The following is a 13,793-nucleotide window of genomic DNA, read 5'->3' on the forward strand; positions in this document are numbered from 1 at the left end:
TTCAAGAGATGAGCCATTTCCTCAAACCGCCGCTGGAAAGCATCCCGTCCGTGATTGCCTGTGCGGCGGATTACGAGCCATATGCGCGCGAAAGGCTGCCGGAAGGCATATGGGCCTATCTGAACGGCTGGGCGGGGGACGGCGTTACCTGTGCCGACAATCTCGCTGCCTTTCGCCGTCAGCGCCTCACTTCGCGCGTGCTTGCTGATCTCAGGGGCGGGCACACAAAGCTCGACCTCTTCGGCGCGACCTTCGATCACCCGATATTCATTGCTCCGGTCGCCTTTCAGAAACTCGCTCACGCCGATGGTGAAGTCGCAACAGCGGTTGCTGCGTCCGCTCTTGGCGGTGGCATGGTGGTGAGCGCGCAGGCAAGTACATCGCTTGAAGACATTGCTGCGGCGGCAACGCAGCCGCTCTGGTTCCAGCTTTATATCCAGCCGGATCGCGCGTTCACGCTGTCGCTCGTCCGCCGCGCGGAAGAAGCGGGTTATCACGCATTGGTGCTCACGGTCGATGCGCCGGTGAGCGGCATCCGCAATGAGGAGCAGCGCAAGGGCTTTGCGCGCCCGCCTTCCATCGAACCGGTCAATCTGCGCGGCATGAAAGATCTGCCGCCTCACATTGCGGCACCCGGGGAAAACACCCTGTTCGGCACGCCAATTCTCGAAGCGGCTCCCACATGGGATGACATCACATGGCTTGTCGCCAATACGCGCCTGCCCGTTCTGCTCAAAGGCATTCTCGATCCGCGCGATGCGACACGCGCTGTTTCGGCGGGCGCGGCGGGCATCATCGTTTCCAATCACGGGGGGCGCACACTTGATGCGCTGCCTGCAACGCTTGATGCGCTTCCTCGTGTTGTCCGCGCAGTGGAAGGCCGCGTACCTGTGCTGATGGATGGCGGCATTCGTCGCGGCAGCGATGTTCTGACGGCGATTGCGCTTGGCGCGCGCGCTGTACTGATCGGCCGTCCGGCCATTCATGCGCTTGCAGCGGCGGGCGCGCCGGGCGTGGCGCATGTTCTTCACATGCTGCGGGCAGAGCTTGAAGTAGCGATGGTTTTCACCGGCTGCAAAACGCTCGCCGATGCCGATGCTTCCATTCTTTGGGATGTGAACACGCGCAACTGAGAGATGCCGTCAGCCTGGCGGGAATTGTTGCTTTGATCCTGTGTTCTCGGGCGGTAGGCTTCCCGAAGGTAAGGAGGGAGGGAACAGATGTCGACTGGCCCGAACCGCGCTTGGCAGGGAGCGCCCATACTGCCGCCTATCGCGCTTGAAACGCAGCTTGATTTCGAGATGGCAGAAGTGCGCGAGGGCTGCGCCTATTGGCAGGCAAAGGCCGCAGGCCGCGAAATGCCGCTTCATGCTGATATTCGCCCGGAGGAGATACCGCGCCTTCTCCCCTATATCTGCCTTTTCGATATCAGACGATCCAACGGCACTGTCGATATCTTTCCCCGTCTTGCCGGAGCAAAATTCGAGGAAGTTTTCGGCTCCATCCACAATCGCCCCCTTGATACGGTGCTGCCACCCGAAATTGTGGCACGATGGAAAGGCGCTGCCGGGCGCCTGATCGAATTGCGCCGCCCCTTGCGCGGGGCAGGCGAGGTGCTTCATCAGGAAAAGAGCTTCCTTCGTTTCGAGCTTGTTCTGGCACCGCTCTCAAAAACGGGGGCGGAACTCGACATGATGTTCCTCGTCTGCCAGTTCGCCCTTTCTTCTGACAGGGCGACTGCCTAAATGGCTTGCCTCATACCGGGGGCGATGTAACCTCCCGCCAAAGAAGACGGCCACAGGCCGGGGCAGGAGGGGTCATGGAACAGCCGAAAGATGCAACCGCCGCAACGCGTGAGGCGCTGGAAGCGCTGAAACGCACCCTGCCAACGGAGACGGGCGAGGATTTCGAGCTTGCCCGCAAGGGCTTCATTGCCACCATTCCAGATGCGAAAGTGCTGAATGAGCATGGCCATGCCGTCTGGGATATGGGCACATTCGCCTTTGAAGGTGAGGGATGCGACTGCCCCGATACGGTCAATCCAAGCCTCTGGCGTCAGGCGAAGCTCAACTCGATCCACGGCCTTTTTGAAGTCACGCCCGGTATCTATCAGGTCCGCAATTTCGACCTCTCGAACATCACGTTCATCGAAGGGGATACGGGCTACATCGTTATCGATCCGCTGATCTCGGCAGAGCCGGCGGCAGTGGCTCTCGCGCTGCTGCGGGAGCATCGCGGCAACAAGCCCGTCACCGCTGTCATCTATACGCATAGCCATGTCGATCATTATGGCGGCGTGAAAGGTGTGATCAGCGATGAGGATATTGCGAAAGGCCTTCAGATCATTGCGCCGGAAGGCTTCCTCGCCGAAGCGGTGAGCGAGAATGTGCTGGCAGGCAATGCCATGGGCCGCCGCGCGACCTACATGTATGGCGCGCTGCTGCCGCGCAATGCGCGCGGCCATGTGGATGCAGGTCTTGGCAAGACGGTGTCGCTCGGTCAGGTGAGCCTTGTGCCGCCGACAGTGAGCATTTCCGAAACCGGCACGCGCATGGTGATTGACGGTGTCGAAATCGTCTTTCAGGTGACGCCCGGCACGGAAGCGCCTGCGGAGATGAATTTCTACTTTCCGCAATTCAAGGCACTCTGCATGGCAGAGAATTGCTCCTGCCACCTCCATAATATCTACACGCCGCGCGGCGCGCAGGTGCGCGATGCAAAAGCGTGGAGCTGGTATATCGACGAGGCGATCGAGCTTTTCGGCGCAAAGACGGATGTGCTTTTCGCAAGCCATCACTGGCCGCGCTGGGGCGCCGAGGCGGCGGTCTCCTTCCTGCGCAAGCAGCGCGATCTCTACAAATATGTGCATGACCAGACGCTGCGCATGGCAAACCACGGCCTCACGCCGTTGGAGATTGCCGAAGAGCTGAAGCTGCCACCGACGCTGGAAGCGGAATGGTTCACGCGCGGCTATTACGGCACGCTCAATCATAATGCCAAGGCGGTCTATCAGCGTTATCTCGGCTGGTTTGATGGCAACCCCGCCAATCTTCACAAGCATCCGCCTGTCGAGGCAGCAAAACGCTATGTCGATCTCGCAGGCGGTGCGGAGGCTCTGCTGGCAAAGGGTCGCGAGGCTTTCTCGAAGGGCGATTATCGCTGGGTCGCAGAACTCGTGAACCACCTCGTCTTTGCAGACCCGTCCAATGCCGAGGCGCGGCATCTGCAGGCCGATGCGCTGGAGCAGCTTGGCTATCAGGCGGAGTCCGGTCCGTGGCGCGCCTTCTATCTCACTGCGGCGATGGAGCTTCGCAATCCGCGTCCGCCTTCGAGTGAGCCGCGCCAGGGCGCCGCGGGCCAGCTTCGCACGCTCCCTGCGGAGCAGTTGCTGGATTCGCTCTCCGTACGGCTCAACGGGCTGAAGGCTGGCGCGCGGGAACTCACGATCAATTTCCGCTTCACCGATACGGACGAGCATTTCCTCGTCCGCGTCGAGAACGCAGTTTTCCATTTCTATCCGAAGCGCGAGGATAAATCGGCGTCGTCCGTATCGCTCACGCGCGGCGATCTCGTGAACCTCGTCACCGGCGAGATCACCCTGCCGCATGAGAATGTGGTGATTACAGGTGACGCAGCGCCTTTCGCGGAGCTGCTCTCGCTCCTCGACCGCTTCGACTTCTGGTTTGAAATCGTGATGCCCTGAGGCATCCCTCCCGCATCCCTGTCAAGGAAACACCATGAAAAACGACGTCAACCGCCAGTTCCGCCTGAAGACACGGCCCACAGGGCGCATCGAAAGATCGAACTTCGATTTCGTGGAACAGCCGATCCCGGAGCCCGGCCCCGGCGAGGCGCTGGTGCGTGTGCTCTATCTGAGCCTCGACCCGACCAACCGCATCTGGATGAGCGACATGGATCAGTACATGCCGCCCGTTGCCATTGGCGAGGTGATGCGTGGCGGCGGTGTCGGCGTCGTCGTGAAGTCCAATTCGGTGCGCTACAAGGAAGGCGACCGGGTGAGCGGCCTCACCGGCTGGCAGGATTACTGCATCGCCGATGAAGGCCTGCGCGCCATGAGCGTGCTGCCGAAAGACCTGCCGGTCGATCTGCCGGTGATGCTGGGCGCTTGCGGCATGACGGGCCTTACAGCCTATTTCGGCCTGCTCGAACTTGGCCGCCCGAAGCCGGGTGAAACGGTTGTCGTGTCGGCGGCAGCAGGTGCCGTCGGTTCCGTTGTCGGCCAGATCGCCAAGATCAAGGGCTGCCGCGCGGTCGGCATTGCAGGCGGATCGGAGAAGTGCCGCCACCTCATTGAGGACCTCGGCTTCGATGCCGCCGTGGACTACAAGCGCGATGACTGGCGCGAGCAGCTTGCCGCCGCCACGCCGGACGGCATTGATGTCAATTTCGAGAATGTCGGCGGCGAGATCATGGAAGCCGTCATGGCACGGATGAACCTTTTCAGCCGTATGCCTCTCTGCGGCATGATCTCCGGCTATAATTCCGGGGAGCCGATGCGGGCGGATTACTCGCCCATCCTGATGCGGCGCATCGAAATCCGTGGCTTCATCGTGATCGATTTCATGGAGAAATTCGCCGAAGGGTCCATGCAGCTTGCCCAATGGGTGATCGAGGGCAAGCTCAAGCACCGCGAGACCATTGTTGAGGGGCTTGAGAACGCCCCCGTCGCCGTGAACCGCCTGTTCGATGGCGAGAATATCGGCAAGCTGGTGGTCAAGGTCGGCGAGGCGGTCTGATTTCCCCGGGGGGCACGGTAAAAACTGTGGCCCCCGGGCGACAGTCGGGCGATTCTGTGTCTTGTCCTCCGCGCAGAAAGGACCAGATCCTGTATAGTCACCGGAGCCGGGTGTGCCCGGCCCGGTTGATGCGGGTGGGAGAAAGAGACGTGAAAATGACGGCAAGTGAAAAGGTGCATTTCGGCACGGCGGTTCGGGTGATGGCGCTCGGCCTGGCTCTTGCCTCGGCTCCGTTCGCCCTTCAGGCGGAGGAAGCAGAAGAAACCGCGCCTGCTGGCAGCGATGTCTATTACGAGCTGTCAGACCCGGTCGATTCCCCGCCGGTCAATTATCGCTCGTCCTATGACGACGCCTATGACACGCCCGCGCTGCATGATGCTGAAATGTATGCAGAGGAATATGAGCGCCAGCGCAAGGAAGAAGCGATCCGCAACCGCGACCAGCTGGACCGGATCAATAATTTCTCCTCCGGCGCTGTCACGACGGATGGCGTGATCGGCCCCCGGCGCTGAGCTTTTTCAATAGTCCCATTTCCAGTTGACGCCGACATCGCTAGACGCGTCATTGCCGACTTTTGTCTGCACACTGATATTGTCCGTTATGTCGATTTCGACGGTAACGCCGGAGTCGCTTGCAAGCGCGCCTTGTTCCACACCGACATAGACCCCCTCGCGGAGATACTTGCCGGCCGAAACGGTCGCGCCGCCGGATGAACCCTGATCGACGCGCAGCACATCAAGCCCGAGCGAGTTCTGCACGCCGCTCAACAGGCCGAAGCCGCCAATACCCCCGCCGGAAAGCTCGGCAGCGGTATTGGCAAGCTGGGCTGCTTCAAAGGCGGTGAGTTCCCCCACACCCTTCTCGAAGAGAATGCGGGAGATAATTTCGTCGCGCGGTAGCGAAGGCGAGGAACTGAGGTTGATCTTGGGTGACGAGCCGCGCCCGCCAAGCGCCACGGTGGCGGAAAAGCCGTTCCGCTCATAATCAAGCGCAATGTCGAGAGCAGGATCGATGGGCTGCTCTCCGGCGAAAGTAACCACGCCATGCGAAAGGATGAAGGTCTTTCCGGCAAAGTCGAGCGTGCCGCGTTCGGAGCGGATTGTGCCCCGCACGACCGGGTCTTCGGCAAGGCCCGTCACCCTGACCGAGCCGACCCAGAGCGAGTCGACACCGCGCCCGGCCACGCGCGCAGGCGGATTGCCGATCGCAAGCGTCACATCAAGCGCAAGCGGCAACGGCGCTTCTGCGGCCGGTTCATCCACCGCATCGGCGTCATCGGGCCCCTGAACGATTACGACATCAATATGGGAGAAACCGCCCGGTAGCTGTTTCGGAATGAGATAGCGCGCTTCCGTGGTGGTGAGCGTGCCTTCAAGCTTCAGCGGGTTTTCCGTGTCGGGCGGCAGCACCGTGCCGGTGAGCGACAGATCGCCCTCAACAGCCAGCACAAGATCGCGCCGTGTCACGACATGCATATCGTCGAAGCGCGTATGGATATCGACGGCAGGCGAGGCATCGGCGGCAAGCGATACCGTGCCTTCCCCCGTGAGCCGCCCCGCACCGCCATCGCTCGCGCTCATGCGGAAGGAGAGCGTTTCGCTGCGCGCGCCCTCGATATCGACCGTCAGATTGCTCAGCAATGTACCCGTCGAGAAATTCTCGAATGTGCCATTGCGAAGCCTCACATGGCCGGAAACAAGCGGCGCGGAAATATCGCCTTCCGCGGAGAGTGCGACATCCGCATCGCCCGTGAGCCGCTGTCCGGGCGTGTCTGCAAGCGCCATGAGCGAGGCAGCAGGCCCATCCCATGTGAGCTGTGCTTCCACCGGGCCACGCTCTGGCAGGATCGGGAAGGCGCCTTGCGGATCGCGGATCAGCGGCAGCGCGGCGGTAAGACGGAAAGGTGTTTCCGATGCACCATGCGCCTCTGCGCGAAGCGACAGCCGGCGCCTTGCCCATTCCGCATCAAAGGTTGCATCGAAAGCCGGCTGCGCCTCAAACCCTGCTTCAGCAAGCATGGCTTTCGAAAAGCGGAACGAGGCGGTTGCATTCTCCTGCCCTGAGTCGAGAGCGAGACTGCCCGAAAGCGTGCCGCCCAGCACCTCAAAGGGCAGGAGCGGCGACAGGATCATGAGCGGCATGTCGGCGATGGCAACGGCGATAGTCGCCGCACGTGGGCGGAGTGTCATGTCGCCGGTGAGAGAACCCGCGCCATCCTCGCTGTCAAAACGCATGTCGAGATTACGCAACCGCGTCAGCCCGCCGCCAAGCTCTACCTTAACCGGCGCGCCAAGCGTTGCGGTCGCGCTGCCCGTTCGCGCATCGAGCGTCGAAACAGTGAGGAGCGAAGGCTCCAGAAGCGCTTCGAGTGAAAGCGACATGGTTTCCGTGTTGAGCGACAGCCGCTCGCCCGCAACGCGCGCGGAAATCTCGATGCGGTCAAGCGGGCCAGTTGCCGATGCTTCAATCTCGGTGAAGCGCGTGTTGCCGGAGCCGCCGCTATCGGCAGTAAAAACGGCCTCCACCGCACCATCGCCCGCAAGGTCTGTCAGCGTTGCATTGAGCGCCACACGGTCGAGCGATGTCGGCGCGGTCAGCTCGATGTCGATGCGCCGGGAGGAAAACGCGATTGCTGCATCCTGCTTGCCGCCTCTCGCCTCAAGCGTGATATCGAGATTTGCGCGTCCCTCCATCGCAAGCCCCGCCAGCGCGCCGATGGGTGTAAGGTTCATCCGGTCGCCGGAAAGGTTTCCCTCCGCAAGCCCATCCGGCGAGACGGCAATCGCGCCGTCGAGCCGCGCACCGAAAAGATTGGCCGCGATCTCGTCAAACCGTGCACTGCCATCACCGGGCAGGGTGAGTGCGGTATCCAGTGTCGCTGTCCCGTCACGGCCGGAAAGACGGAAGGCAAGCGGTCCTTTGCCCTCCTGCAACCGCGCGGTGAAACTCGCCTGCCGCGCATCAAAGCCGCCAAGCGCACCATCGGACAGCGTTGCATCAAGCGTGAGCGAGGGCTTTTCGATAGCGCCGCTCACACTCGCTTCCGCTGAAAGTGCGCCTCTTGCGGTGTCGCCCAGTATCGCACCGAGATCAGTCATGCTGACGCGCGCGTCACCGCGCAGGGTGCCGCTATCGGCAAGGCTGAAGGCACCTGTCACGTCGAGTTGACGCCCGGCCTGCAACGAAAGTTCTGTCACGCTGACTGTCGTGCCGCCACCAAAGCCGATACGCGCTGCGCCGGCAAGGCCCTGCGCGAGAAGTGCGTCAAGCCCGGCGCTGTCCGTATCAATCGCGCTTGTTTCGATTGTGATGTCAGCAAGCCCGCGCCCGCGCGCGAAGGAGACACCCGAAAAGGAGAGTTCCGCCGTGCCCTGAAGGGGTTGACCCGCCAGGGCGGAAACGGGGCGGAGATCGGTAATGTCCGCCGCGCCATCGCCTGAGAGGATGAGGCCATTCTCGCCTGTCGCGGCATTGCCGCTGAAATGCAGGTCTCCCGCTTCCGTCATGAGGCGGGCCTCTGCGATATTGAAAGCATCCAGCGCGGCATTTGCGCTGCCAACAGCGCGCCAGCGCACTTCTTTCAGGAAAGTGTCTGCCTCACTCCCCGCAATCCGGTCCGCGCCCGAGAGACTTCCCTCGCTTTCGAGACTCCAGCCGCCAAGGCGCTGTGGCGCAATCATTGCCGCGCCGGTGAGGGCGAGCGGCCCTGCTTCGAGCGCATCGATGTCGAGTTGATAGGCACCGCGCCGTTTCGGTGTCAGCCTTGCCGCAAGGCTGATCTCATCTGCATCGTCCGCAAAGGCAAGCTGCTCGGCTACAATCGCGCCGCCTGCTTCAAGCTTCACGGCAAGGCTGGTGCCGCGCTTCCAGCCGCCATGCGTTGTGGCATGTGCGCGAAGGGCACGGCCTCCATCAAGCGAAAGCGCGCCTGTCATCAGCCCGTCGCGCATTTCACCCTTTGCGGAGAGCGTGAGCGCGGAAAGCCCATCCAGATCGACAAGCCGTGCCGCAATGCCTCTCTGTCCCGGTGTGCCGTCGCGCAGATCAAGCGCAAGCGTACCGCGCTGCGGGCCTGTCAGATAATCGAGAGCGGCTTCCACTTCGCCCGTCTTGCCGTCGCTGCGCGCGGCATCAAGCGTGAGCTTCATCCGGCTTGACGAATAGATGACATCGCCTTCGGCATTGAAAGAGATTTCCTCGCCAATGACAGAACGGCCGATCTGCGTGTCACGGGCCGCGAAATGATCGAGATGAATATCAACAGGGAGCGAGGGCAGGGTGTAATCGCCGCTTGTGTCCGCCGTCTCATCGCCGCCCGGCAAACGCGCCAGCGAGAGTCCCTCCGTCTCGAGCGTGGTGACGCGCACATCGCCGCGCCAGAGCGCGTTCGGGTTCCATTCCAGTGCTGCGCGCGTGAGCGTCAGCCATTCGCCATCGCCATCCGCAATGCTCACACCTTCAAGGGTGAGCCGCCGCGGCCATTCACCGCCAATATCATCGATGCGGATCACCGTATCGCCCGTATCGAGCTGGCGAAGGCCCGCCTCAAGCAGCGCAACGCGGATCGGTGCGATGTTCAGCGCGCCAATCGCAATCGCGACAAGGGCAAGGGCGACGCCGACCGTCGCGAAGAGAAGCGCCAGAACGCCCCCCGCAATCCGCATCACGGTGCCGCGCCTGCGCAATGATGTCTGCACATCCGCCATCAGAATGCCTGCCCGAGAGAAACATAGATCTGAAACGCATCATCCACATTCTTGCGGCGATTAAGGGGCGTGGCGATGTCGAGGCGCACCGGCCCGATAGGCGTGTAATAGCGAAGGCCAACGCCAGCGCCCCAGAGCAGCGGATCGCTGAGTGAGGGCGCGAGATTGGAGAAAGCCTGCCCGCCATCCACAAAGGCGACAGCGCCAATCGTTTCGCTGAAGCGATAGCGTATCTCGGCGCTTGCCTCGAGTACGGAGCGCCCGCCATCCGGGTCGCCGCGCGCATCAAGCGGGCCTGCCATCTGATAGCCATAGCCGCGAACCGAGCCGCCGCCACCGGCATAGAAGCGTGTGGAGCCCGGCACATCCGTCGTATCATCCGCCGCGATGAGGCCGTAGCGCCCGCGCAGGGCAAGCAGAAATTCTTCATTCAGTTCGAGATAGGTCGAGCCTGATGCTTCAAGTTTGGTGAATGTCGTCGCCGTCTCATCGCTCGCGCCAAAATAGGGCGTGCCTGCCAGCATGGCGCGAATACCCTTGCGCGGATCGAGGATGTCATCCGTGCTGTCATAGCGCAGCGTGGCCGGAATGCCGAGAAGCTGATAGCTGATCCGCCCGTTCAGATCTTCCGTTTCGGTGATCTGGAAGGTAACGCCGAGTGTACCCGTCCACCGCTCCGTAAGCGGACGTTCCAGCGAAACACCGGCCTTGATCCGATCTTCGGTATAGGCGTCACTTTCTTCATGGGCGATTTCAGCACTGGCAAGAAGGCTCTGGCCGGGACGAAGGAAATTGGGCTTGCGGAAATCGGCGGTCGCCGATTGTTCGATCTGCGCAATACCAAGGCCCAGTGTGAGCATTTCTGCGCGGCCGAAGAGATTGCGATGCTCCCAGCTTCCGCCGACACCGGCACCCTCGCTGGTGGACCATTTCGCGCCAAGCCGCACCGTGCGGGGCGCACGCTCGGTGACTTCTATCTCCTGCGGCAGCGCATCGCCTTCTGGCGCACCGGAGGTGACGGACACGCCTGCGAAAAGCCCTGTACCGCGAAGCGCATCGACGGTGCTGTCCACTTCGCGTCGGTCATAGATTTTGCCCTGCCTGAAGGTGGAAAGCTGCCTGATATAAGCCGGGTCGGTTCGCCCGCCTTCATTGAGAATGCGCGTCTCGCCGAAGACATAGCGCGGCCCCGCCGTCATATAGAGCGTCACGCGCGCCTCGCTTGAAAAGAGGTCCACCACCACGCGCCGCCGGTCGAGCTTCGCCTCCGGATAGCCGTTATTGTGAAGGGCCGAGATCGCTTTCTGTGTGAGATCGATCACGCGGTCTACCGTGGCCGCGCGGTTCGGCACAAGGCCAAGCTCTGCACCGGTGGCCGGGCGTCCGTTCTCCGCGCTGCCGCCTTCCGGGTAATCGCTATAAACAATATCGAAGCGCCCGATCATGCTGCGCGTGCCCAGAACCACGAAATAGACGACCTCGAAAGCGCCGCCCGCCGCCTGCCGTACGGAAGTGGACACGCGGCCGTCATAATAGGCTTCGGACTTCAGGACCTCCTCGAGCCGCTTTTCATCCTCCTGCGCGCGGCGTCGAAGCTGGGCGAGCGTTGCAGGCGGCAGCGGGCCGTCTTCGGCATCGGGGCTGAGTTCGCGCGCATCTTCCAGAAGAGTGCGCAGATAATCGGGAATGCGGCGGCCCTCGACGCGGGTGGAAAACTCAAGCCCGCGCACATGTCGTTCGGCGTTTGCGCCATTCGCGCGTTGATCCGCTGCCTGCGCCGCAAGGGGCAGGGCAGGCGCAAGCGTGAGGACGCAGGCAAGAGTGAGAGCAAAACTCCGCAACAGACGGCTAGTCATACGCTTCCCGCGGTCTCCCTGGCCGGTGCGGTTCCGGAACATGCCCCCGCTTTCACCTGCCAGCAGGATAGACGAGCGTCAAGCCATTCGCACCCTTGACCTTCCAGCGACTGGAAGTGCCACATTCAAGGCCGAGGCCCGAAAAGGAGAGTTGGCGTTATGAGCGGTGAAAGCAAGGTTCTGGACCCCGTTTGCGGCATGGAAGTGGTGCCGGGCAAGACGTCTCACACGGCCACGCATGAGGGCGAGACCTTTTATTTCTGCTCCGCAAGCTGCGAGCGGAAATTCAGGGCCGAGCCTGCGAAATATCTCGGCGGAAAGGGGCAGGCCTGCTGCCACGGCCATGCTGCTCAGGCGGCAGGGGCCCCGCCGGTGCCCGGCGCGAAATATACCTGCCCCATGCACCCCGAAGTGGTGCAGGACGGGCCTGGCGCCTGCCCCATTTGCGGTATGGCGCTGGAGCCGATGATTGTCACGCGCGAAAAGCCGGAAAATGCTGAACTGAAAGACATGACGCGCCGCTTCTGGATCGGGCTCGTCTTTGCGCTGCCGCTCTTCGTGATTGAAATGGGGAGCCATTTGCTCGGCTTCCACATTCCGCTTGAAGCGCGCGCCATGGGCTTCCTCCAGCTCGCCCTTGCCTCGCCCGTGGTGCTCTGGGCGGGGCTGCCTTTCTTCGAGCGTGGCTGGGCCTCGCTTCAGACGCGCAATCTCAACATGTTCACGCTGATCGCGATTGGCACGGGTGCAGCCTATCTCTATTCGCTCGTTGCCGTCTTCGCGCCCGGCATTTTCCCGGATGCCTTTCGCACGGGACATGGTGCCGTGCCGCTCTATTTCGAAGCCTCTGCCGTCATCATCGTGCTGGTGCTTCTCGGGCAGGTGCTGGAACTGCGCGCGCGGGACCGCACCGGCGATGCGTTGCGTGCGCTACTTGATCTCGCGCCCCGCACCGCCCGACGCGTGACGGATAAAGGCGATGAAGAAGTGCCGCTTGAGGAAGTGCAGAAAGGTGATCTCTTGCGCGTCCGTCCCGGTGAGCGCGTGCCGGTTGATGGCCGCGTGAAGGAAGGCCGCAGCGCGATTGATGAATCGATGGTAACAGGCGAAAGCCTGCCGGTGGAAAAGGCGCCGGGTGCCACTGTCATAGGCGGCACGCTGAACGGGCAAGGCTCCTTCATCATGCGCGCCGAAGGTGTGGGCGAGGAAACAATGCTCGCGCGCATTGTTGCACTGGTGGCAGAGGCGGGCCGCTCCCGCGCGCCCATCCAGTCACTTGCGGACAAGGTGGCGAGCTATTTCATTCCCGCCGTGCTCGCCGTGGCTGTGATTGCCTTTGTTGCCTGGGCGTTTGTCGGGCCGGAGCCGGCACTTGCCCATGCGTTTGTGGCCGCAGTGTCCGTGCTTATCATTGCCTGTCCCTGCGCGCTTGGTCTTGCAACGCCCATGTCGATCATGGTGGCGACGGGACGCGGTGCATCTCTCGGTGTTCTCATCCGTAACGCGGAGGCACTGGAACGCGTCGAGAAGGTGGACACCCTCGTCATCGACAAGACCGGCACGCTGACAGAAGGCCGCCCCGTCCTCCGCCTGGTGGAGCCTCATGGCGATATCACGCGTGAGGAGTTGCTGCAGCTTTCGGCAAGCCTCGAAAATGGCAGCGAGCATCACCTCGCCGCCGCCATCGTCACCGCCGCGAAGGCGGATGGGCTTGAGCTTCTTCCGGCGGAAGATTTCGACGCACCCGCCGGTAAAGGCGTGACGGGCAAGGTTGCAAACCGACACGTCGCGCTCGGCAATATCATGCTCATGGGCGAGCTTGGCGTTGATACGACCCCGCTTGCGGCGCGCGCAGAAGAACTGCGCGGCCAGGGTGCAACAGTGGTGTTCGCCGCTGTGGATGGCAAACTCGCAGGCTTCATCGCCGTTGCCGATCCGATCAAGAAAACAAGTGCAGAGGCAATCCGCCTGTTGCATGAAGAAGGCTTGCGCATCGTCATGCTGACGGGCGACAGTCGCCGCACAGCAGAAGCCGTCGCGAAGGAACTCGGCATCGATGAAGTGGAAGCCGAAGTTCTGCCGGAGAAGAAAAGCGAAATCGTGAAGCAGCTTCAGGCGGGCGGGCACATCGTCGCCATGGCGGGTGACGGCGTGAATGACGCGCCCGCGCTCGCGGCAGCCGATGTCGGCATCGCCATGGGCACAGGCACGGATGTAGCGATGGAAAGCGCGGGCCTGACGCTCGTGAAAGGCGACCTCATCGGCATCGTCCGCGCCCGCGCACTCTCCCGCGCGGCGATGCGCAACATCCGCCAGAACCTCTTTTTTGCCTTCGTCTATAACGCCGCCGGTGTGCCGCTCGCAGCGGGTATCCTCTACCCGGTCTTCGGCCTCCTCCTCAGCCCCATCTTCGCCGCCGCCGCCATGTCGCTGTCGTCAGTGTCCGTAATCGCGAATTCGCTCCGGCTGAAGAC

8 protein-coding genes are annotated in these 13,793 nt (G+C 62.3%); 6 read left to right on the top strand and 2 right to left on the bottom strand.

Features of this window, described 5'->3' with window-relative positions:
* Positions 1 to 8: 8 nt before the first annotated feature.
* The 5 genes from WBF74_RS01065 (at position 9) to WBF74_RS01085 (ending at position 5,269) form a co-directional block, all read left to right on the top strand.
* Positions 9 to 1,133 (top strand): alpha-hydroxy acid oxidase, encoded by a 1,125-nt coding sequence (locus tag WBF74_RS01065; protein WP_424433979.1) that lies wholly within the window; start codon positions 9 to 11, stop codon positions 1,131 to 1,133.
* A gap of 87 nt (positions 1,134 to 1,220) precedes the next feature.
* Positions 1,221 to 1,745 (top strand): PAS domain-containing protein, encoded by a 525-nt coding sequence (locus WBF74_RS01070; protein WP_424433965.1) that lies wholly within the window; start codon positions 1,221 to 1,223, stop codon positions 1,743 to 1,745.
* Positions 1,746 to 1,819: 74 nt separating this feature from the next.
* Positions 1,820 to 3,703, top strand: coding sequence for an alkyl/aryl-sulfatase (locus WBF74_RS01075; RefSeq protein ID WP_424433967.1), 1,884 nt, complete (start codon positions 1,820 to 1,822; stop codon positions 3,701 to 3,703).
* Between the two features lie 34 nt (positions 3,704 to 3,737).
* Complete coding sequence (locus tag WBF74_RS01080) at positions 3,738 to 4,757, top strand: NADP-dependent oxidoreductase (RefSeq protein ID WP_424433969.1); 1,020 nt, start codon at positions 3,738 to 3,740, stop codon at positions 4,755 to 4,757.
* A 155-nt stretch (positions 4,758 to 4,912) separates the two neighbouring features.
* A complete protein-coding gene (locus WBF74_RS01085; protein WP_424433971.1) occupies positions 4,913 to 5,269 on the top strand; it encodes a hypothetical protein in 357 nt (118 codons plus the stop codon).
* Between the two features lie 6 nt (positions 5,270 to 5,275).
* On the opposite strand, the gene WBF74_RS01090 is transcribed toward WBF74_RS01085, so the two are convergent.
* Together WBF74_RS01090 and WBF74_RS01095 are read right to left on the bottom strand one after the other, a co-directional pair.
* Entirely contained in the window at positions 5,276 to 9,463 is a 4,188-nt protein-coding gene (locus WBF74_RS01090; protein ID WP_424433973.1) for a translocation/assembly module TamB domain-containing protein, read from the bottom strand.
* A complete protein-coding gene (locus WBF74_RS01095) occupies positions 9,463 to 11,319 on the bottom strand; it encodes an autotransporter assembly complex protein TamA (protein ID WP_424433975.1) in 1,857 nt (618 codons plus the stop codon). Before WBF74_RS01095 ends, WBF74_RS01090 begins: the two co-directional genes overlap by 1 nt.
* A gap of 159 nt (positions 11,320 to 11,478) precedes the next feature.
* Between WBF74_RS01095 and WBF74_RS01100 the strand changes: the two genes are divergently transcribed.
* Positions 11,479 to 13,793 (top strand): heavy metal translocating P-type ATPase (locus WBF74_RS01100; RefSeq protein WP_424433977.1); only part of this gene is annotated, 2,315 nt, incomplete at its 3' end.

Source organism: Parvibaculum sp., from assembly GCF_049672805.1.
Taxonomy (GTDB): domain Bacteria; phylum Pseudomonadota; class Alphaproteobacteria; order Parvibaculales; family Parvibaculaceae; genus Parvibaculum.